Source organism: Kitasatospora sp. CM 4170 (assembly GCF_032110285.1).
GTDB lineage: Bacteria > Actinomycetota > Actinomycetes > Streptomycetales > Streptomycetaceae > Kitasatospora > Kitasatospora aburaviensis.
This window is the reverse complement of sequence record NZ_CP134877.1, coordinates 917,883-938,287: the sequence shown is the minus strand read 5'-3', so window position 1 is coordinate 938,287 and position 20,405 is coordinate 917,883. Positions and strand designations below refer to the sequence as shown.

Genomic DNA, 20,405 nt, shown 5'->3' with positions numbered 1-20,405 from the left:
GGCTAATCACTTCGCTCGTCAAGCGTGGTGATCCCGCCGGGCGGCGAGGGCCCCGTCCCCGACGGGGGCCGGGGCCGGGGGTCGGGCCGTCGACCGGCGACGCGCGCGATCAGGCTCGTGCAGTGCCCGCCGTGATGCGCGGCGGAGTCCAGTCGGCGTGGCGCAGGGCCGTGCGGACCATCACGCCGGGCGGGGTCAGCCGGATCGCCGCGTTGCGGACGGCCACCGCCATGGGGTGCGCGAGCTGTTGGCCCATCCGCCCTGCGCGCCGGGCGTCGCGGGCCACCGCCTGGCTGCGCGGGCGCCGCTCGGTGTCGTAGCGGGCGAGCGCCGCCTCGACGGTGCCTTCCGCCCCGACCGCGGCAGCCAGGACCACCGCGTCCTCCAGGGCCTGGCATGCTCCCTGGCCGAGGTTCGGGGTCATCGCGTGCGCGGCGTCGCCGAGCAGGGCGGTCCGGCCCGCCGTGAAGGAGGGGAGCGGGGTGGCCAACTCGTTGACGTCGTGGTGCAGTACGGCGTCCGGGCGGGTCGCCGCCAGCAGTGCCGGGATCGGGTCGTGCCAGTCGGCGAAGCGGCGGCGCAGCTCGGCGAGCGGGTCCCGGTGGCGGACCCCGGCCGGGGCGTTGAGCACCGCGTGCCACTCGGCGCGCCCGTCGGTGAACGCGATGTGGCCGAACTCGGCGCCGTGTCCCCAGGTCAGCTCGAAGTCCGCGTCCAGTCCCTCGACGGGGTGGGTGGTGATCGCCCGGAGCACCGTCGAGCCGCTGTACACCGGCCCCGGGTGGTCCGGGAACAGCCGTCGGCGCAGGGCGCTGCCGATTCCGTCGGCCCCCACCACCAGATCCGCGTCGACCGCGGTGTCGCCGTACTGGACGCGGACCCGCGCCCGGGGTGAGGTGTCCACCGCCGTGACCGCCGTGACATCCACACCCTCCGTGACCTCCGTGACCTCCGCGCCGACGACCAGGGCCTCGGCGGGCAGCGCCGCACGCAGGATCCGGTGCAACGTGGCGCGCGGTATGCCGATGATCGGCGCGCCCAGCTCGCGCTCCAGGGCCGCGCCGTCCATCCGGGCCAGCCGGCGCCCGTCCGGAGTGCGGGTGCCGCCGGTGTACTGGCGGCGCGAGGCGGCCTCCACCGCCTCGCCGACGCCGAGCGCGGTGAGTGCCCGCAGCCCGTTGGCGGCCAGCGAGATGCCGGCCCCCGCGTCGTCGAGTTCCGGCCTGCGCTCGACCACGGTGACCTCCCACCCCGCAAGCCGGAGTCCGATCGCGGCGGCCAGCCCGCCGATCCCGCCCCCGACGACGACCGCGGTCCCGCCGACCTTGCCGCCGACCTTGCCGCCCGTGCCGTCCCTGCCGCTCATGGCTGCCCTCCCTGATCCGAGGCTCTGGCCCTGCGCCCGCGCGCCGACTCTTCCCACGCCGGGCTTCTACAGCTGTAGAAGGAGCGTACTCCGGCCTACTACGGGTGTAGAAAGAGGGGGTGCGTGAAGCGGACAACCAAGGCTCGGGTGTGGCGGCCGACGGCGGGACGGGCGCGGGGCGACCGGACCGCCGGACGATCCTGGCGGACGCGGCGATCGGCGTACTGGCCGACGCGGGCATGCGCGGGCTCACCCACCGGGCGGTCGACGCCGCGGCCGGACTGCCCCTCGGCACCACCTCCGCGTACCTGCGCACCCGGCAGGCGCTGCTCACCGCGCTCGTCCGGCGGCTGGTCGAGCTGGACCAGGGCGAGCTGCAGGGGATGGGGGAGGAGGTGCCCGCCCTCCGGTCGGCCGAGGAACTGGCCCACGGCATCGCCGCGTTGACCGACCGCCGTCTCACCGGCGAGGGTCGGCGGCGTTCGCTCGCGCGGTACGCCTGTGCGGTGGAGAGCGTGCGCGATCCGGAGCTGCGCGAGATCCTCGTCCCCCGGGAGAACGCCGGTCGGGCCGTCGTCCGCGCCTTCGTCGCGGCCCAGGGCGTACCGGACCCGGAGGGGCGCACCCTCACCCTGCTGGCCTGCATCGACGGCCTGGTCTTCGACCGCCTGGTCTGCGGGGGCGGCGTCCGGCAGGACGAGATCGAGGGGCTGGTCGCCGCGGCCCTGCGCAGTCCGGGCGGCGCTGCTCCGGAGGCGCCGTCCGCGGGACCTCCGGGGTCGCGGACGCCGCCGCCGGAGTGAGCGGACGCCACGGGCCCGTGCGCGACGGTGAATCGTCGAAGTCCACGGCCGGGCTGCGCCGGTCGCGTATTCCGTCTCAGTATTCCGTGAACCATTCCGGAACGGACCTACAGTCACACTACTTCGTGTAGGGACTCACTTCCCGGGCAGGCCAGATGGCCCGTGCTAGCGTGCGGCTGCCAGCTTCTCCACGCCGAGGAAGTGGGTCCTGAACATGCGTCATGAATTCTCCCGTCGCGGTTTTCTGGGTACCGCCGGAATGGCGGCCGCGGGGGTGCCGGCCGCTTCCGCGGGCCTGGCCGCCGGTGCGGGTCCGGCCTGGGCCGGGCCGGCCGCCGTGTCGGAGGGGCAGTTCGTGTTCCCGAGCGATCCGCGCTACCAGACGCTCAGCCAGGGCTTCAACCAGCGGTGGTCGAGCACGCCGGCCTACATCCGGCTGGTGGGGAGCGAGGCCGACGCGGTGGCCGGGCTGAAGGCCGCGCTCGACAAGGGGCTGCGGCCGACGGTCCGGGCCGGCGGACACTGCTACGAGGGCTTCGTCGACAACGACAAGGGCGTCATCCTCGACCTCAGCACCATGCGCGGGGTCCGTACGGCGACGGACAAGTACGGCACGACCACCTACGCCGTGGACGGCGGCGCCACCAACTGGGACGTCTACACGACAATGTTCCGCAGGTTCGGCGTGACGATCCCGGCCGGCTCCTGCTACTCGGTGGGTGCCGGCGGGCACATCTGCGGCGGCGGATACGGGCTGCTCTCCCGGCGGAACGGGCTGACGGTGGACCACCTGGCGCAGGTGGACGTGGTGACCGTCCGCGGCGGCAGGGTCGAGGTCACCCGGGCCCACCGGGACGACCCCGAGGGCTCGCCGGAGCGGGACCTCTTCTGGGCGCACACCGGCGGAGGCGGCGGGAACTTCGGCATCGTGCTGCGCTACCACTTCCGCAGGGACATCCCGAAGCCGCCGCCGCGGGTCTGGCTGAGCAGCATCGCCTGGCCGTGGGCCGACCTGATCAAGGAGCCCGAGGACTTCCACCGCCTGGTGGACAACTTCGCGGCCTTCTTCGCCCAGCACAGCAGCGCCTCGGAGACCGTCTACCGGGGCCTGTTCGCCATTCTCAAACTGACCCACCGTTCGAACGGGAACGTCGTCCTGCTCAGCCAGTGGGACCAGGACGACCCGAGGTCGCTGGAAGGGTTCCTGGCCGCCGTCGAGGCCGGGATGAAGACCCCCTCCACCATCCAGACGTACAGCGCCGGCGGCCTGTTCCTGCCGTACCCGGACAGGAGCCGGCAGATGCCGTGGTTCCAGGCGACGATGACGCTCAACCCCTCGGGGGACAACCAGCGCGGCAAGTACAAGTCGGCCTACCACCGCACGCCGTTCACCAAGGCGCACGTCGACGCCTTCTGGGTGTGGCTGACCAAGGACGTGCCCGACGTCGACCTCACCCAGACGCTGGTCCAGATCGACTCGTACGGCTGCCGGATCAACGCGTACAAGCCCGCGGAGACGGCCGTCCCGCAGCGCGACTCGATCATGAAGCTGCAGTACCAGACGTACTGGACCGACCCGGCCGAGGACTCGGCCCACCTCGCCTACCTCTCCGGCCTGTACCGGGACGTCTACCGGGCGACCGGCGGCATTCCGGAGATCGACACCGACACCGACGGCGCCTACGTCAACTACCCGGACGTCGACCTCGGCGTGGCCGGCCAACCGAATCCGCCGTACCAGCGGCTGTACTACAAGCGGAACTACAGCCGCCTGCAGCGGGCGAAGAAGACCTGGGACGAGCGGAACGTGTTCCACCACGCCCAGTCGATCACCCTGCCGTCCTGACCATGCACGCAGAGCCATGTCCACCATCCGGTAACCGGATGATATCGGGGCGAATGGTGTGAGTAAAGGTGCTCAGCGTGACGACTTGCCTGAGGGTGGTCGGCTTGCCCGACCGCCTCGAGGGGCCGGAGCGGGTCCGGTGTGCCAGGGTCAGCGTTCTCAGGTGTGCGCATCTTTGGGAGGGTCTACTGGGACTGATGCTGACTTTTGCTGACCTCGGCTGATGGATAGTCAGGCGCGATGGGGTTAAGGGCGGCTCTCTGGTCGGAACCGGCCGGCGAGTCCGGAGAACGCCTGCCGTGTCCTCCGTGGCTTCCCGTCTACCCATAGCTGGGCTGGTGAACGAGGAGCGTCCTGGTGTGGCGAGCTGCCGGTAGGAGCAGTGGTTGGCTGAGCTCCTTGGTAGAGGCTGGTCTCGGTGCGGCGGCGTAGGGTGGGGGTACCGGTTGGTGTCATCGTGACGCTCGCCGGATGCCTGTCGGCTGTCGCCGCACTGTCTCCCGCACCTGTGTGGACATGGATGCCCCGGCCCGCCGCCCCAAGGGCGGCGGAGCCTCTGGTGGGCCGGGAGACGCCATGACATACCACGGCCGTCCCGTGCAGTCCTTCACGCCCCACGCGGTCTTCGCCCGAGACTTGAAGATCACCGTCAGCATCGTCGGCGACGCGATGGTGTGCGCGTTCACCGGGGACCTGCACATGGACAACGAGGATCAGGTCCGCCGCACCCTCAGCCGGGCCATCGCCACCCACCCCGCCCTGCTGGCCGTCGACCTGTCGGGCGTCGAGCTGTTCACCTCCAGCGGCCTGAATGCCCTGCTCTGCGCCCGCCGCGCCGCGCTCGCCCACGACGTCACCCTGGTCCTCGCGGCGCCTAGCCGGACGGTGCTGCGCGTCTTCGGGATCACCGAGGCCGGCCTGGTCTTCGCGATCCGCCCCACCCTTCATCGGGCGCTGCACGGCGCCCGCGGCGGACCGGTGACGGGATCGGCCGAGGACGTCCGGGTGGAGATCCAGCCGCTCATCTTGCGGCCGTAGCCGCAGTAGACCCCGTCGAGGGTTCCGCACTGGCGGAGCCCGGTGTGGCGGTTCTCTGACCTTGAGTACGACGATCTGGTCAGCCGCGCGGACACATGCTGCAGGGCGGCCCCGGCAGTGCGGAGGCGTTGCGGGGATCATTGCCAGTCGGCATCTTCTCGAAGAAACCTAGCAAATCATCTGAAACATGAATTAAGTGTCGTGCTTAGGGTAGGACCGGGGTGAAGCGGTTACGGAGACGGCCGGCCGCTTGCGCACCCGTACCGGGTGCCCCAGGACCGTCGCTTGAAGAAGCCGGGCACGAGTCCTTGGGAAGGAATCCCGTGACGCGCGAGCGCGAGCCGCCCGCGATTGCGGGCATTCGCCCCCCTGACCAGGAGCGTCACCGTGTCCACCACCGTCCAAACCGGCGGCCCGGCCCGTCCGGCCTGTGCCACGCCCTCAGCGGCCCCGCTCGACCTGCCGCCGAAGCCGACCCAGGCCGAGCTGCGGACCATGGGCAAGTCCGAGGCGCGTGAACTCAGCGACGCGCTGTTCGAGCGTCTTGCCGGGCTCGCCCGGGAGACGCACGCCTACAGCTACGTGCGCGGCACGATCATCGAACTCAACATGCCGCTGGTGCGGTTCATCGCCGCCCGCTTCCGGCACCGGGCCGAGGACATGGAGGACATCCTCCAGGTCGGCACGATCGGCCTGATCAAGGCCGTGGACGGCTACGACCCCGCGCGCGGCGTCGAGTTCGTGACCTACGCCATCCCCACCATCGCCGGCGAGATCAAGCGCTTCTTCCGCGACACCTCCTGGCCGGTACGGGTTCCGCGGAGCATGCAGGAGCTCTACCTCACCGTCGCCCGGGGCTCGGACCGGCTGGAGCAGCAGCTCGGCCGCCTCCCGCACCCCGAGGAGATCGCCGAGGACCTGCACATCACCGCGGAGGAGGCCGTCGAGGGGCTGGTCGCCGGGCGGGTCTACCGTCCCAACTCCCTGGACGCGCTGCGCGACCACGACACCGACGAGGCGGGCAACGCGCTGCTCGACCGCCTGGGCTCCTGCGACCCCGGCATCGAACTCGCCGACTTCCGCACGGCCGTCCGCCCGCTGCTCGCCCGGCTGCCCGAGCGCGAGCAGACCGTGCTGAAGCTGCGCTTCTGGGAGGGCCGGACCCAGTCCGAGATCGCCGACCGGATCGGGGTCTCCCAGATGCACGTCTCTCGACTGCTCGCCGCTGTTCTTGCCCGGTTGCGTGAGCAACTTGAGGACAAGGATGCCCCCGGCTGGGCCGAGCAGTCCGACCAGGACGCCTGAACCTCGCCACCCCTTGACGGCCCGCCGAACTCGTCGCTCACCCCGCGCCTACACCACCAACCTGTTCGACTTCCGTGAAGGCGCTGCCACCCGGGATGCCGAGGGCATCGCCCTCATGGCCGCAGGTCTGGGTCCGGCAGAGCGCAGACGAACCCGCCTGGACCGCTGGTGGCTGTGCTGGGACGCTGACCCCTCGATTCCCACGTCCGCCGCGCCAACTCCCGCACCCCCGAGACGGACGCCGGCCGCATCCTGCGCCGCAGCTACTCCTCCTCCCTCGACCGCGACGCCACCGGCAACACCGGTCTGCTCGTCGTCCGCTACCAGCACGATGTCGAGCAGAATTCGACAGGGTCCAGCACCGCCACTTTGGAGGCCCTGGAGAAGGACATCCCTGGCCTGAGTGGGAGCCACGGCGGGGGATCCCGCGGCCGCTGCGCCGTCCGTCGTGCATGGAGGGGGGCGGAGTGGGCACACGCCGGGTTCGGCATCGAACCCGATCCGGGTCGAGTCCCCGACCGAGGAGGTCGCACCCGATGAACGGCGAGAGTGTTCTGGCCGGACGTACCGCCCTGGTGACCGGATCGTCCCGGGGGCTGGGCCTGCTGATCGCCGGCGAACTCGCGAACCGCGGCTGCCGGGTGATGCTCTGCGGCCGGGACGAGCTGGCACTGGAGCGGGCCGTCCGCGACCTGCGCGGCCGGCCCGGCGACGTCGCCGCGACGGCCTGCGACCTGGCCGACCCGCAGGCGCCGAGCCGCCTGCTCACCGCAGCACGGGACCGCCTCGGCGCCGATGTGGACCTCCTGGTCAACAACGCCGGCCTGATCCAGGTCGGCCCGGTCTCGGCCATGCAGGAGCAGGACTTCCGGCGGGCGCACGAGCTGATGGTCATGGCCCCGCTGCGCCTGGTCCAGGCGGTGCTGCCCTCGATGCGGGCCCGCGGCGCGGGCTCGGTCGTCATGATCGCCTCCATCGGTGGTCGGATCCCGGCGCCGCACCTGCTGCCTTACGTGGCCGCCAAGTTCGCGTTGACCGGGCTCTCCGAGGGGCTCGGCGCGGAGCTGGCGCAGTACGGGATCCGGGTCACGACCGTGCTGCCGGGGCTGATGCGCACCGGCTCGCACACGGCCGCAGAGTTCGCCGGGCGGGCCGGCAGCGAGTACGCGTGGTTCGCCACCGCCGCGTCGCTGCCGCTGGTGTCGATGGACGCCGGGCGGGCGGCCCGCCGGATCGTCCGGGCGGTCGAGGACGGCCGTCGCGAGCTGGTGCTGACCCCGCTCGCCAAGGCGGCCGTGCTCGCCCACGGGATCGCGCCGGCCACCACCGATCGGTTGCTCGGCCTGACGGCGCGGCTGCTGCCGTCGGCCGGCGGCGCTCCCGAGCACGGCGTGCCCGGTGTCCGGGCGGCGGCCCGGCACCGGCGGGGCGGCCCGGTCCACCGGCTCACCGTCCTCGGGCGCCGCGCCGGCCGGGCCCACAACGAGCCCACGGCGTCCTGAGGGGGGTGCCAGGTGCCGGGGCTACCGCCGACGCCGGGCCGGTCGCCGGCTCCGTACCCGTCGGCCGGAGCCCCGGCCCGTCGGTCCATGCCGAACCCGTCAACGAGGAGAAGCCGTGAAAGCCGTGACCTGGCACGGGCGCCGTGACGTCCGCGTCGACTCCGTCCCCGACCCGGTGATCCAAGAGCCCACCGACATCCTCGTCGAGGTCACCACCACCGGCCTCTGCGGATCCGACCTGCATCTCTACGAGGTCCTCGGCGCCTTCCTGGAGGAGGGCGACATCCTGGGCCACGAGGCGATGGGCCTGGTCCGCGAGACCGGCGGGGCCGTCCACGAGGTCAAGGTCGGAGACCGCGTGGTTGTGCCGTTCAACATCTCCTGCGGCACCTGCCACATGTGCGGGAACGGCCTGCACTCCCAGTGCGAGACCACCCAGGTGCACGCCTACGGAACGGGCGCCGCACTGTTCGGCTACACCAAGCTCTACGGCCAGGTACCGGGCGGACAGGCGGAGTTGCTCCGGGTGCCGTTCGGCAACACCCTGCCGATGGTGGTCCCGCACGGACCGCCGGACGACCGGTACGTGCTGCTCTCGGACGTGCTGCCCACCGCCTGGCAGGCGGTCGAGTACGCGGAGGTACCGCGCGGCGGCAGCGTGGCGGTGCTCGGCCTCGGCCCGATCGGGGACATGTGCACCCGCATCGCGGCCCACCGCGGGGCGGGCACCGTGATCGGTGTGGACCTGGTGCCCGAGCGGCTGCAACGCGCCCGGGAACACGGCGTCGAAACGCTCGACCTCGGCCGGCACGGCTCCCGGGTGGTCGACATCGTCCGGGACCTCACCGACGGCCGCGGCCCGCACGCCGTGATCGACGCGGTCGGCATGGAGGCCCACGGTTCCCCCGCCGCGACCGCCGCCCAACGGATGACCTCGCTGCTCCCGGACGCGCTGGCCGCCCGGCTAATGACCCGGGTCGGTCTCGACCGCCTGCACGCCTTGCATCTCGCGGTCGACCTTGTACGTCGCGGCGGCACGATCTCACTATCCGGCGTGTACGGCGGGATGACCGACCCACTACCGATGCTGACCATGTTCGACAAGCAGCTGCGGCTGCAGATGGGCCAGGCGAACGTCCGGCGCTGGACGGACGACCTGCTCCCGCTGCTCGATGACGCCGATCCCCTCGGCGTGGACGGCTTTGCCACCCACCACCTGCCACTGGCCGAGGCCCCGCACGCGTACGAGATGTTCCAACGCAAGCAGGACGGCGTGGTCAAGGTCCTCTTCCGCCCCTGACCCACCCCGTTCCCTCCCCTGGAGGAGCACATGATGAGCGACCAGGAAGAACCGGTGCCCCACGACTCGCCGGTACGGACGGAGACCCCGGACTCCCGGATGACCGGTGAGGGCGGTCCACCGCCCGAACACGAGGAGGAGAGAGGACCGCAGGACGGCCCGGAGTACGCGGTGACCGAACCGGCCGACGAGTCGCCGCCGCAGGAGACACCCGACTGAGCCGGGTCCTGCCCCCGGGCGGGGTCGGCTCACGCCCCGGCCGGGGGTCCGCGGCCCCGATGAGGGCGTGGACGGTGTCAGCCACGGCGTGGCGGCCTTCACGTTGCCGATCCTGCCTGCACTGTGCTTTCGGTCCTCGGGGCATCCGCGGCACGTCACCAGCGAGGCCGTCTCCATTGACTCAAGCTCGCGAGACGCCGCAGCCTTGCCATCGAAAGCCAGCACACTGTGGTGGACACAGGCCGTCCGCCGGTGCGACGCGGCTATCCTTCCGGGGCCCGGTCACACCCGGCCGGGTGCCGCGTAGAGCCGCGCTCAGCGAGCCCTGCCCGCTTCATTGATCGCCCGGGCAGGCCGTACAGAGGCGGATGACGTGCTCGGCATAGGCCACACGGCTCCTACTTCGTGGGGCATAGCGAAATGGCCGGCCCTCGTGGTCCTGGTGTGGTTGTCGCTCACCGGGCTCGCCATCCTGGGCCTGGAACCGACTACGCTGAGGCATGTCCGCAGGTGGGCCAATGATCGGAATCCACGCACTGCGGGATGTGGACGCGGTTCTCTCCTGCCTGCCCGCAGACTCCCTTGACCACGAGGTCGCTGGTGCCCGGGAGGCGCTCTCTTGGGCTATCGGCCGGCAGCACCGCGCACCCGTCACGCACGCGGAATCTCTGAGCCCGATGCCGACCCGCGTCCAGCTGGACGGCGAGCGAGGGGCTGCCTGGGAGATCGTGGACGAGTTCTCCGCCGACCAGCGCAGCCGCCGTCGGGCCTTGGGCGCCGCTCGCGCCCTCAGCTGGCTTCTCGAGTACTCCGCCACGCCGCCGTAGAACCGCCACTGGTTCGTGGCCCTGCCGGGCTCCCGCCGCGGTATGCGGCCCGTGGTCGGCCGCGCCTACCGAACGGCGCTGTTCTCGCCTTCCAGATGCTCCAGGAGCTGCGGCCGGTGCAGGGTGGCGACCGGTTCGAGGAGATCGGGGTGCCTGAGGAGGGGTGCCGCCTGCAGCTCGTGCTCTCCGGGACGGGCTAGGCGGGTCACGTCCCCGGCCGGGTCGCTGCCCGCGGCAGTGACGGTGTCGTGGGTGCGTCGGGCGAGAGCGGGGTCGGCCAGCAGACAGGCCGCCCAGCTGACGACCGTCTCGTCCACCCACGTGCGCCAGGCACCGTCGCCGTCGAGGTTGCCGTGCTCGGTGCCGGTGAGCCAGTCCAGCCGGTCGCTGCCGCCGGGGCCGAGAAGGTGGAGCAGCTGGGTGTCGAGCTCCGACGGATAGCGCAGGGCGCAGGCCAGGGTGACCGCCTGCCTGGCCTGTGCCTCGCCCAGGGCGTGACTGAGAGCACCGGGGGCAGGGGGGTAGGCGGCCAGAAGCCAGCGGGTGCCGGCGGCTATGACGGGGGAGAGGTCGGTGGACACGGCGGTGGCTCCTCGACGGGCATGCTCGCCCGCCCGACAGGGCCCCGCGAGCTGCGGTTGTGGAGCTCCGCTGCTCCGCTTGTGGCGGACCAGTGTAGGCAGGGTGGGCCGGGTGGCGACATGACGCGCGTCACCCTTGCCTGGTCGGGTCACGGCCCCGCGCCCGGACCCCGGGTGCGGGGCCGGAGGGGCTGCCGCACCCGGGGTACCGGGGTGGGTCAGGAGTTCTTGCCGCGGCCGGTCACGAAGTCGCGGGCCCGGTCGACCAGCCCGGCGCCGGGTGCCAGCAGCTTGCTGGCCATCGGGGTGTCCGGGGCGGCGGGATGCGGCCGGGTGGGGGCCATGGACTTGGCGCGGCGGACCTTGTCGCCGAGGTCGTTCAGCCTCTCGGGCGTACAGGCCTGCCGGAGCCTCGGGAAGAGGTTGGTCTCCTCGTCCTGGACGTGGGCGGCGACCTCGTCCATGAGCTGCTGCAGCAGCAGATTCATCTGCGGATCGTCGGTCCTGCTCTTCTCCAACTGCTTGAGGAGCTTCTCGACGCGGCCGTGATCCTCGAGCTCCTTGTCGGCGAGCCGGTCCCCGCCCTCGACGTGCTCGCGGACCGCCGGGTAGAGGTACTGCTCCTCGGCGACCGAGTGCCGGACCAGCTCGATGGTGACCTCGTCCACGAGGTCGCGCAGCTGTTGGCCGCCGCCGGTCATCGCCTGGATCCGAGCGAACATCTCCTCCACCTCCCGGTGGTCGGCCATCAGCTCGTCGATTACATTCCCGCCGTGCCCCATCTCGCCTCCTGTTCCCTTCAGGCGGGGTCGTCCCGCCCAGCCCGGAGGGGTTCCCCGAAGCGCCTGCAGTCACCGGCCGCACGGGTCTGGCTCATCCGATCGGACGCGAGGTTCGAGCGAACGGGGGCCGCTTGGGGGGCCGGCGCCGGGTCGCGGACGGAGGCGGCGCGCCGCCGGGCCGCAGCCCGCGTGATCCGTCATCGCCGGGCTCGCCGCCGGTATCCGCCCGGTCGGGGTCGAACCCCAGTGGGATCCACGGCTGCACCTGGCTCACCCTCCCTCCGCGGACTCCTTCTACGCCATGCTCGGGGGAGACACCGTGTGATGTGGTCAGTCGTGGGCGCGGCGGCGGGCGAGAAGTGTGTCGATGTCGAGGTGATCGCCCTCCGCCCCGGCGGGCACCAGTGTGAACGAGTCCGCGAGGAAGCCGGTCATGGAGTCCTGCGGGGCGCTGACCACCGCCTGACACTCCGGGCTCTTGCAGAATGATGAGGACTTCACCGGCGGGCCCGGGCCTGATCTTGACGTCTCCGTCACCGGTCGGAGAGTGGCGGCCCTCGTTCAGCAGGTCACGGCCGAAGTACCAGCACTGCTCCGTGCCATTCGCGCAGTCGGACGAAGGCGACGGGAACGCCAGGCACGCCGCATGGCGAAGGGTGGCGTCGAACCGGAGCTCGGCGTCGACCCGCGTCGAGGGGAACGGGTGGATGAATCAGTGCCCGCTCGTGTGCAGGGCACCGCGTTCGGGGCAGACGCGGGCCATGGTGAGAATCGGATACACGATGATGACCGAGCAGCGCGGGCCGCGGGATCTGGTGGCGGACGTGGTGCGCGCGGAGCGGGCCGGCTTCGACTTCTCGGTGATCTCGGACCACTCCTTCCCCTGGCTGGACGAGCAGGGCCACGCCCCCTACGCCTGGTCGGTGCTCGGCGCCGCGGCGCAGGCCACCTCCCGCATCCCGCTGATGACCTACGTCACCTGCCCGACCTTCCGCTACCACCCCGTGGTGGTGGCGCAGAAGGCCGCCACGGTGCAGCTGCTCTCCGAGGGCCGCTTCCGGCTCGGTCTGGGCAGCGGCGAGAACCTCAACGAACACGTGGTCGGCCGTGGCTGGCCCGCGGTGGCGGTGCGCCGGGCGATGCTCGACGAGGCGGTGCAGATCATCCGGGCGCTGTTCGACGGCGGGTACGTCACCCGTCACGGCCGGTACTTCGACGTCGAGGGTGCCCGGCTGTGGGACCGTCCGAAGCAGGTGCCGCCGATCGGCGTCGCTGTCTCGGGGCCGGACTCCTGCGAACTGGCGGGCCGACTGGCCGACCTGGCGATCGCCGTCGAGCCCGACCCTGCCCTGGTCGCGGGCTTCGCCGAGCACGGCGGGGCCGGGAAGCCGGCGGTGGGCCAGTTGCCGGTTTCCTGGGACACCGACCGGGACACCGCCGTGCGACGGGCCCACGAGCAGTTCCGCTGGTTCGGCGGCGGCTGGAAGGTCAACGCCGAACTGCCCGGGACCGCGGGCTTCGCCGCCGCGAGCCGGTTCGTCCGCCCCGATGATGTCGCCGAGGCCATCCCCTGTGGCGACCGGGTCGAGGACTTCGTCCAGGCGGTACGGCCGTTCGTCGATGCCGGGTTCGGCGAGGTCGCACTCGTCCAGGTCGGAGGCGACAGCCAGCCGGCCTTCCTCGACTGGGCCGAGAACACCCTGCTGCCGGCGTTGCGAGCAGTGCTGTGAGGCTGTCCAGGCCAGCACGTGGGTGGGACTCCGCTATCGCCCGGACACGGAAGCATCGGCTGGCGACAGCTCCAGGAGCCGGGAGCGAGGCAGCCGCCCGGCCCCCGCCCCCTCACCCCGGGACAGGGGCCCACGTTGCCAAATCCACGGGGGCAGCATCGCACTGGCTCGGCCGCCGGACAGGCCGCGTGTCCTGGTGGGTGGCCGATCGTTGGCGCCGGGTGGGCGTCCCGGTCGGCCCTATGGCCCGGGAAGCTTCCCGATGCTCCCGACGCTCGCCTTGGTCGCGCGACGTTCAGGTTCTGTGCCTGCGGTGGCCGGCCATCGGCGGCAGCGCCCGCAAGGGCGTCGGGGACCGCTGAGTTCCCCAGCCCGGGCAGCCGAGCAGCACCGGCCGGGCAGGATCCGGGCCACGACGAGCGCACCCACCGGATCCGGCAACGGCTCCTGTCGTCGGCACCCCGAACCCGGTACTGCCTGGCCCCGGCCCGGCGTACGCCGAGCCGACAACATTCGTGGGGCCGGCAAGCGAGCCGCATCAACGCACGGCGCTCGGGTAAGCGCTGCACCGCGCGCAACGCCGACCCGCGCCTGCGGCTGGTGCCCCACCGACCGTAGGCCCGGCCCGCCCCCGGCGTCCCGGCCGACTACGCGGCCCGCACGAGGGGCGCGGCGGCTCGGCGCCCTCACTACGGCGCGCGCTGGAGCTGAGCACCATGACCACGCACGATGTCCCGCCGAGCCGGGACCAGACCTACCTGCTCGACCGCGCCGCATCCGCCGGCTGGTCCACCTCCTGGGAAGACGACCAGACCGGCAAGAAGCAGCTGAACCTGGCGCTACACGACTGGGCGGTGACCGCGCTGTTCTCCCCCGACGGCGACTTCCTGTACGGCCGGGCCTCTGGCCCGGGCAGCACCGCCCTCGAACTCGACCTGGCCACCACGGCAGACGTCCTGGAGGAGTACGGCCACCAGAATCCGGCCCCCACCGCGGACTCCCTCGACCCCACCCTGCGCCCCTCGGTAGCGGCCCGCGGGCCGCTACCGACACCCACACCGCCGGCCGAGGCCAGCACCACCGCCGAGATCTCCACCCCCGACCCGTGGTAGGCGCACCGCAGCGGCGTCGTGCCCCGGCCGATCAAGCACCCCCACCCGGGCCGGCGGGGCGCAGCAGTCCGGCGGGGCCGTTTGGCGCGTCCGGGAAGCCTGGGAACGAGTCGCGTTCTACGTTCGGGGTACACGATCGGGCATCCCACAGAGGAGGAAGCCGTGCCTGCGGGTTCGAGCAAGAAGCGTGAACGCCAGTACGAGCACATCAAGGACAGCGCGCTGGAGCGCGGGGAGAGCCAGAAGCGGGCCAAGGAGATCGCGGCCCGGACGGTGAACAAGGAACGGGCCCGGCACGGGGAGTCGAAGACCGCCAGCCGCTCCTCCATCCACGACGTGTCCTCTTCCCGGCGCGGTGGTCAGCGCTCGCACTCCGGCTCCCAGGGCCCGACGAAGGAGCAGCTGTACAACGAGGCGAAGCAGCGCAACATCCACGGCCGCTCGAAGATGAACAAGAAGGAACTCGCCAGCGCCCTCGGCCGCTGATCGCTCCCCGGTCCGCGGCGACCACGAGGCCGCCGCCGGCCGTCGGAGCCGCCTGGCGCACCGAATCCGCCACCCGACATCACGGAAGGACGATGCGATGAGCACGGACGACAAGGGCAACCGCGACGAGAACGACGCCTCCCGGGAGGACGACGGCACGGTACGGGAACGGTCCGCGGAGGAGCGCAGTATTACGGCTCCCACCCCGAAGGACGTCCGGGCCAAGGGCGATGACCTGGACGAGGAGGCCGAACCGCCCGCCGCCGACACCCAGGCGCCCTGACCGGCGGTGACGGGCTGTCCGAACGCTCAACCGCTTGGTGGACCTCGGCGAGCAGCTCGAAGCGGCCAAGGAGACCGCCACCCGTGACCCGCTGAAGGTCTCCGGCGCCACCGGGTCGGTCTCTCCTGACCTGGGGCGACGGAAGGAGTCATGGCCGTGGACCGGACCGCAGACCCCTGGGGGGCCAGGACCCCGTACGCACCCGGCACGACCTGGCCCGCCCGCGTCGACCTGCAGCTGGCCGACGGCCTCAGCGAGGCCGACGTGGAGCGGTGGGTGCCCTCCGCATCACTGCTCCACTCCAACGGCGACGCCATGGACATCGCCGTGCGCGACGAGCGGATCGTCGGCGTTCGCGGACGGGCAGAGGACCGGGTCAACCGCGGACGCCTCGACATCAAGGACCTGTTCGGCTGGCAGGCCAACGCCTCCCCCGACCGCCTGACCGCACCGCAGATCCGCCGTGGCGGCCGGCTGGTGGAAACGGACTGGGACACGGCCCTGGACACCGTTGCCGCGCGCTGCCGGTCCGTCCTGGAGGAGCACGGGCCGGGCGCGGTCGGCTTCTACACCTCGGGGCAGCTGTTCGTGGAGGAGTACTACACGCTCACCGTGCTGGCCCGGGCCGGGATCGGCACCAACCACCTCGACGGCAACACCCGACTGTGCACCGCCACCGCGGGCGAGGCACTCAAGGAGTCGTTCGGCTGCGACGGCCAGCCCGGCAGCTACGAGGACATCGATCACGCCGAGGTGATCGCCCTGTGGGGCCACAACGTCGCCGAGTGCCAGCCGGTGCTGTGGATGCGCATCCTCGACCGGCTCCACGGCACCGACCCCCCGGCGCTGCTCGTCCTCGACCCCCGCCCCACACCGACCGCCCACGAGGCCGCCCTTCACCTGGCGCCGCGCCCCGGCACCAACCTCGCCCTCCTCAACGCCCTGCTGTGCGAGATCATCGCCAACGGCCGCGTCGACCACCCCTACGTCCGGGCTCACACGGTCGGCTACCGGAACCTCGCCACGCGCGTGGCTCCCTGCACGCCGGAGTGGGCGGCCGACATCTGCGGCCTGTCCGCAGACGAGATCCGCCACGCCGCCGAGCTGCTCGCGGGCACTGACCGGCTCGTGTCCACCGTGCTCCAGGGCGTCTACCAGACCCACCAGGCCACTGCCACGGCCGTCCAGATCAACAACCTGCACCTGCTGCGTGGACAGCTCGGACGCCCCGGCGCCGCCGTGCTGCAGATGAACGGCCAGCCCACCGCCCAGAACACCCGTGAATGCGGCGCCAACGGCGACCTGCCCGGCTTCCGGAACTGGGCGAACCCGCGCCACGTCGCCGAACTCGCTGACCTGTGGAACGTCGACCCCGCGGTCCTGGACCACGGCGGGCCGCCCACCCACGCGCTGGAGCTGTTCCACCTCGCCGAAACCGGCGGCCTGACGTTCCTGTGGATCAGCGCGACCAACCCGGCCGTGTCCCTGCCCGACCTCGCCCGGATCCGCCGGACCCTCGCCCGGCCCGGCCTGTTCATCGTCGTGCAGGACATCTTCCCGAACGAGACCACCGAGTTCGCCGACGTGGTGCTGCCGGCCGCAACCTGGGGCGAGAAGACGGGCACCTTCACCAACGCCGACCGCACCGTCCACCTCTCCGAACAGGCCGTCGCCCCACCCGGCCGGGCCAGAGCCGACCTCGACATCTTCCTCGACTTCGCCCGCCGCATGGACCTGAGAGACCGCACCGGCGGCCCGCTGATCACCTGGACCGACCCGCCGTCCGCGTTCGCCGCCTGGCAGCGATGCAGCGCCGGCCGCCCCTGCGACTACACCGGCCTCGGATACCAGCTGCTGCGCGACCACGGCGGAACCCAGTGGCCCGCCACGCCCGAACACCCCGCCGGCACCCCGAGGCTGTACACCGACGGCGACTTCTGGGCCCACCCGGACACCTGCGAGACGTACGGCCGCGACCTCAACACCGGCGAGCCCGCAACCGAAGCCCAGTACCGTGCCCTGAACCCGCACGGCAGAGCCGTCCTGCGGGCCGCCGACTACGAGCCCCCGCCCGAACCCCCCGACGAGAAGCACCCGCTGTGGCTGACCACCGGCCGCACCATCTTCCACTTCCACACTCGCACCAAGACCGGACGCGTCCCCGAACTCCAGCGCGCTGCCCCGGAGGTGTGGGTCGAATGCTCTCAGGCTGACGCTGACCGACACGGCCTCGCCGAAGGGGACATGGCCGCCGTCAGCACCGCCCGCGGCACCGTCACTGCCAGGGTCCGGATCACCGGCATTCGCGAGGGGCTGCTCTTCCTACCGTTCCACTACGGCTACTGGGACCAGGTTCCCGACCTCGCCGACGGGTCCCCGCGCCACGACCGCGCCGCGAACGAACTCATCCCCACCCGCCTCGACCCCGCGTCCAAGCAGCCCGTCTTCAAGACCGCCACCGCCCGCCTGGCCCCCTCGAACACCACAACTGACCCCGCACGAGCGGCTTCCCTTGGCAGGCCCCGCTTCCACCGCGGCGTGTCAGTTCGCGAGGGGAAGAGGGATTCCCGGGCGGCCTCCGTCTGGGTCGGCGACGCGTGTGGCACCGGGCCGGGGTGCCGGACCCGCGGGGCTGACGGACAGCGTGACGGCGCACCGGGATCGCTCGTGGAGGTGCAGGTCGTGCAGGGCGAGCGTCAGCCGGCGCAGGTCTTCGGCCATCAGTTTCATCTGGGCAGCCGCGACCCGGTGCAACTGGTCCCCCTGGTCGTGTCCGCGGCGGACCGGGTGGTCCGCGCTAGTCCGGCGAGTCATCGCAGCTCCTGACGCCGTGAACGTTGTATGGCGTCACAGCCTGGTGGAGGGGGCAGGTCGGGCAGGAGCGGTGCCGGCCTGTGAGGCGGCCGCCGGGGGAAGGGCGGCACCGGGGGTAGCGGCGCGGTCGGTGTGGCGATGGCGGTCATGATCGAGGCTCCTGTTTCTCGGCTCTGCCCCTGACGGCGGCTACCCAGCCCGGGTGCCCTCACGCTCCGTTCCACCTGCGGTCGGTCATGGACGGCCGCCGGCCGCCTGGCTGAGCCCGGGTGGCGGCCGGGGTGCCGAGGTCCGGACCGGGCCGGTGATGGACCGGTGTCCGGTGGGGAGGTCTGTGACCGGCGCCGTCCGGCACCGGCGACTACGGCTGCGGCGATCTCCGACGTTCGGGCCGGAGCGGGCTCGGTCAAAGGGCGACGGGGCGTCGTAGAGCGCCCGCCTCGGCTCCCGCAGCGGGTGGGTACGGCATGGCTGCCCGCCGACGGTGCTTCGCGAGGCGATACTGCCCGGATCAGGGTCGGTACGCCCCTTCCGGCGGTTTCATCGAGGCCACAGCGGTTAGGCGAGCTCGCGGGTTCGCCAGTGCCCGACGGCCCGTACCCGGTGTGGAGGAGTTCGTCATGAAGGTTTCCGACTACGTACTGGCGCGGCTGCGCGACTGGGACGTCGAGCACGTCTTCGCGTACCCGGGAGACGGCATCAACGGACTGCTCGCCGCCTGGGGGCGCGCCGAGGACCGGCCGCGGTTCATCCAGGCCCGGCACGAGGAGATGGCCGCGTTCGAGGCGGTCGGATACGCGAAGTTCTCGGGACGGACCGGCGTCTGCTGCGCCACTTCCGGGCCGGGCGCCATCCACCTGCTGAACGGTCTGTACGACGCCAAGCTCGACCACGTCCCGGTCGTCGCGATCGTCGGGCAGACCGACCGCTCCGCCATGGGCGGCTCCTACCAGCAGGAAGTCGACCTCGCATCGCTGTACAAGGACGTGGCCTCCGAATTCTGCGAAACGGTCACCGTTCCCGCCCAGCTGCCGAACGTGCTGGACCGCGCCCTGCGCATCGCCGCGACCCGCCGCACCGTGACCGCCGTGATCATCCCGGCCGACGTGCAGGAACTCGACTACGAGCCCCCGGCGCACGCGTTCAAGCAGGTTCCCTCCAGCCTCGGCGTGCCCCACTACGCGCCCGTCCCTGCCGAGGCGGACCTGGCGAGGGCTGCGGAGGTGCTCAACGCCGGCGAGAAGGTCGCGATGCTGATCGGCCAGGGCGCCAGGAACGCCCGCCGGGAGGTCGAGCAGGTCGCCGACCTGCTCGGCGCCGGTGTGGCGAAGGCGCTGCTCGGCAAGGACGCCCTGCCCGACACCCTGCCCTACGTCACCGGCTCGATCGGCCTGCTCGGCACCCGGCCCTCGTACGAGCTGATGCGGGACTGCGACACCCTCCTGGTGATCGGCTCCAGCTTCCCCTACACCCAGTTCCTGCCCGAGTTCGGCCGGGCCCGGGCGGTGCAGATCGATCTGGACCCGTCCATGGTCGGGCTGCGCTACCCGTTCGAGGTCAACCTCGTCGGCGATGCCGCCGAGGCCCTGCGCCGGCTGATCCCGCTGCTGGAGCCCAGGGCGAACGGGACGTGGCGCAAGACGGCGGAGGAGAACGCGGCGCGCTGGTGGGAGGTGATGCAGCGGCGCGCCGAGGTGACGGCGGACCCGGTCAACCCCGAGCACGTCGTCCACACCCTGGACGCCCTGCTGCCGGACAACGCCATCGTGGCCGCCGACTCCGGTTCGGCCGCCAACTGGTACGCCCGGCACCTGCGTTTCCGCGGCGGCGAGCGGGGTTCCCTGTCGGGGACGCTGGCCACCATGGGGCCGGGGGTGCCGTACGCGATCGGCGCGAAGTTCGCGCACCCGGACCGTCCGGCGATCGCGATCGTCGGCGACGGCGCGATGCAGATGAACGGGCTGGCGGAGCTGATCACCGTCGCGAAGTACTACCAGGAGTGGGCGGACCCGCGTCTGGTGGTGGCGGTGCTCAACAACCACGACCTGAACCAGGTCACCTGGGAGATGCGGGCGATGCAGGGCGCCCCCCAGTTCGAGCCCTCGCAGGGCCTGCCGGACGTGCGCTACGCCGACATCGCCCAGTTGTTCGGCCTGTACGGGGCGCGGGTGGAGCGGCCGGAGGACGTGGAGCCCGTATGGCGTCAGGCGCTCGCGGCGGAACGGCCGTTCGTCATCGACTTCCGTACCGACCCTGCCGTGCCGCCGATCCCGCCGCACGCGACCTGGGAGCAGATCAAGGCCGCGGCGATGTCGGTGATCAAGGGCGACAGCGACCGGGGCTCGGTCATCCGGCAAGGCGTGAAGGCGAAGGTCCAGGAGTTCCTCCCCGGTAGCGGGGGGAACTGACCG

Annotated in this window: 18 protein-coding genes and 2 pseudogenes; 15 read left to right on the top strand and 5 right to left on the bottom strand. The window is 72.0% G+C overall.

All coding sequences use genetic code 11. From position 1 onward, the window contains the following. Positions 1-109: 109 nt before the first annotated feature. Complete coding sequence (locus tag RMN57_RS04060) at positions 110-1,366, bottom strand: FAD-dependent monooxygenase (protein WP_313761969.1); 1,257 nt, start codon at positions 1,364-1,366, stop codon at positions 110-112. Positions 1,367-1,515: 149 nt separating this feature from the next. On the opposite strand from RMN57_RS04060, the gene RMN57_RS04055 reads away from it, so the two are divergent. The 9 genes and pseudogenes from RMN57_RS04055 (at position 1,516) to RMN57_RS04020 (ending at position 10,206) form a co-directional block, all read left to right on the top strand. After that, positions 1,516-2,169 (top strand): TetR/AcrR family transcriptional regulator, encoded by a 654-nt coding sequence (locus RMN57_RS04055; protein ID WP_380234260.1) that lies wholly within the window; start codon positions 1,516-1,518, stop codon positions 2,167-2,169. A gap of 355 nt (positions 2,170-2,524) precedes the next feature. Next, positions 2,525-4,015, top strand: a complete 1,491-nt coding sequence (locus RMN57_RS04050) for a BBE domain-containing protein (RefSeq protein ID WP_313761968.1) — start codon at positions 2,525-2,527, stop codon at positions 4,013-4,015. Between the two features lie 576 nt (positions 4,016-4,591). Beyond that, the gene (locus RMN57_RS04045) at positions 4,592-5,053 is read left to right on the top strand and encodes an STAS domain-containing protein (RefSeq protein ID WP_313761967.1); all 462 of its coding nucleotides are present in this window, start codon (positions 4,592-4,594) and stop codon (positions 5,051-5,053) included. Positions 5,054-5,440: 387 nt separating this feature from the next. Then, positions 5,441-6,358 (top strand): SigB/SigF/SigG family RNA polymerase sigma factor, encoded by a 918-nt coding sequence (locus RMN57_RS04040; protein ID WP_313761966.1) that lies wholly within the window; start codon positions 5,441-5,443, stop codon positions 6,356-6,358. Positions 6,359-6,562: 204 nt separating this feature from the next. Further along, a pseudogene (locus RMN57_RS36995) lies at positions 6,563-6,898 on the top strand (hypothetical protein); the annotation flags it as partial. Beyond that, positions 6,895-7,860, top strand: coding sequence for an SDR family NAD(P)-dependent oxidoreductase (locus RMN57_RS04035; RefSeq protein ID WP_313761965.1), 966 nt, complete (start codon positions 6,895-6,897; stop codon positions 7,858-7,860). The pseudogene RMN57_RS36995 and the gene RMN57_RS04035, both read left to right, overlap by 4 nt. Positions 7,861-7,975: 115 nt before the next feature. Beyond that, positions 7,976-9,160 carry an alcohol dehydrogenase catalytic domain-containing protein gene (locus RMN57_RS04030; RefSeq protein ID WP_313761964.1) on the top strand — a complete coding sequence of 395 codons (1,185 nt, stop codon included), beginning with the start codon at positions 7,976-7,978 and terminating at the stop codon, positions 9,158-9,160. Between the two features lie 33 nt (positions 9,161-9,193). Continuing rightward, entirely contained in the window at positions 9,194-9,379 is a 186-nt protein-coding gene (locus tag RMN57_RS04025; protein ID WP_313761963.1) for a hypothetical protein, read from the top strand. A 677-nt stretch (positions 9,380-10,056) separates the two neighbouring features. Continuing rightward, positions 10,057-10,206 carry a hypothetical protein gene (locus RMN57_RS04020; RefSeq protein WP_313761962.1) on the top strand — a complete coding sequence of 50 codons (150 nt, stop codon included), beginning with the start codon at positions 10,057-10,059 and terminating at the stop codon, positions 10,204-10,206. A gap of 65 nt (positions 10,207-10,271) precedes the next feature. On the opposite strand, the gene RMN57_RS04015 is transcribed toward RMN57_RS04020, so the two are convergent. From RMN57_RS04015 to RMN57_RS36990, 4 genes and pseudogenes are all read right to left on the bottom strand, one after another. After that, positions 10,272-10,787, bottom strand: a complete 516-nt coding sequence (locus RMN57_RS04015; protein ID WP_313761961.1) for a hypothetical protein — start codon at positions 10,785-10,787, stop codon at positions 10,272-10,274. 218 nt (positions 10,788-11,005) lie between these two features. Then, complete coding sequence (locus tag RMN57_RS04010) at positions 11,006-11,569, bottom strand: hemerythrin domain-containing protein (RefSeq protein ID WP_313761960.1); 564 nt, start codon at positions 11,567-11,569, stop codon at positions 11,006-11,008. Between the two features lie 330 nt (positions 11,570-11,899). Beyond that, positions 11,900-12,028, bottom strand: coding sequence for a hypothetical protein (locus tag RMN57_RS04000; RefSeq protein WP_313761959.1), 129 nt, complete (start codon positions 12,026-12,028; stop codon positions 11,900-11,902). 28 nt (positions 12,029-12,056) lie between these two features. Further along, positions 12,057-12,278 (bottom strand): annotated as a pseudogene (locus RMN57_RS36990) (SsgA family sporulation/cell division regulator); the annotation flags it as partial. Positions 12,279-12,330: 52 nt separating this feature from the next. On the opposite strand from RMN57_RS36990, the gene RMN57_RS03995 reads away from it, so the two are divergent. The 6 genes from RMN57_RS03995 to RMN57_RS03970 all read left to right on the top strand — a co-directional run bounded on the left by RMN57_RS03995 (position 12,331) and on the right by RMN57_RS03970 (position 20,402). Continuing rightward, positions 12,331-13,299: an LLM class F420-dependent oxidoreductase gene (locus tag RMN57_RS03995; protein ID WP_313761958.1), complete on the top strand. Its 969-nt coding sequence runs from the start codon at positions 12,331-12,333 to the stop codon at positions 13,297-13,299. Positions 13,300-14,015: 716 nt separating this feature from the next. Further along, a complete protein-coding gene (locus RMN57_RS03990) occupies positions 14,016-14,411 on the top strand; it encodes a hypothetical protein (protein ID WP_313761957.1) in 396 nt (131 codons plus the stop codon). A gap of 162 nt (positions 14,412-14,573) precedes the next feature. Beyond that, positions 14,574-14,897, top strand: coding sequence for a plasmid stabilization protein (locus RMN57_RS03985; RefSeq protein ID WP_313761956.1), 324 nt, complete (start codon positions 14,574-14,576; stop codon positions 14,895-14,897). Positions 14,898-14,994: 97 nt separating this feature from the next. Then, positions 14,995-15,180, top strand: a complete 186-nt coding sequence (locus RMN57_RS03980) for a hypothetical protein (protein WP_313761955.1) — start codon at positions 14,995-14,997, stop codon at positions 15,178-15,180. A 150-nt stretch (positions 15,181-15,330) separates the two neighbouring features. Next, entirely contained in the window at positions 15,331-18,006 is a 2,676-nt protein-coding gene (locus RMN57_RS03975; protein ID WP_313761954.1) for a molybdopterin-dependent oxidoreductase, read from the top strand. Between the two features lie 608 nt (positions 18,007-18,614). After that, positions 18,615-20,402 (top strand): thiamine pyrophosphate-requiring protein, encoded by a 1,788-nt coding sequence (locus tag RMN57_RS03970; RefSeq protein ID WP_313761953.1) that lies wholly within the window; start codon positions 18,615-18,617, stop codon positions 20,400-20,402. Positions 20,403-20,405: the final 3 nt, after the last annotated feature.

Excerpts from the sequence above, each read along its gene's own strand:
- RMN57_RS04060 (WP_313761969.1), bottom strand. The coding sequence starts at position 1,366 with ATGAGCGGCAGGGACGGCACGGGCGGCAAGGTCGGCGGCAAGGTCGGC.
- RMN57_RS04045 (WP_313761967.1), top strand. The coding sequence starts at position 4,592 with ATGACATACCACGGCCGTCCCGTGCAGTCCTTCACGCCCCACGCGGTC.
- RMN57_RS04035 (WP_313761965.1), top strand. The coding sequence starts at position 6,895 with ATGAACGGCGAGAGTGTTCTGGCCGGACGTACCGCCCTGGTGACCGGA.
- RMN57_RS04025 (WP_313761963.1), top strand. The coding sequence starts at position 9,194 with ATGAGCGACCAGGAAGAACCGGTGCCCCACGACTCGCCGGTACGGACG.
- RMN57_RS04020 (WP_313761962.1), top strand. The coding sequence starts at position 10,057 with ATGCCGACCCGCGTCCAGCTGGACGGCGAGCGAGGGGCTGCCTGGGAG.
- RMN57_RS04010 (WP_313761960.1), bottom strand. The coding sequence starts at position 11,569 with ATGGGGCACGGCGGGAATGTAATCGACGAGCTGATGGCCGACCACCGG.
- RMN57_RS03995 (WP_313761958.1), top strand. The coding sequence starts at position 12,331 with ATGGTGAGAATCGGATACACGATGATGACCGAGCAGCGCGGGCCGCGG.
- RMN57_RS03990 (WP_313761957.1), top strand. The coding sequence starts at position 14,016 with ATGACCACGCACGATGTCCCGCCGAGCCGGGACCAGACCTACCTGCTC.
- RMN57_RS03980 (WP_313761955.1), top strand. The coding sequence starts at position 14,995 with ATGAGCACGGACGACAAGGGCAACCGCGACGAGAACGACGCCTCCCGG.
- RMN57_RS03975 (WP_313761954.1), top strand. The coding sequence starts at position 15,331 with ATGGCCGTGGACCGGACCGCAGACCCCTGGGGGGCCAGGACCCCGTAC.
- RMN57_RS03970 (WP_313761953.1), top strand. The coding sequence starts at position 18,615 with ATGAAGGTTTCCGACTACGTACTGGCGCGGCTGCGCGACTGGGACGTC.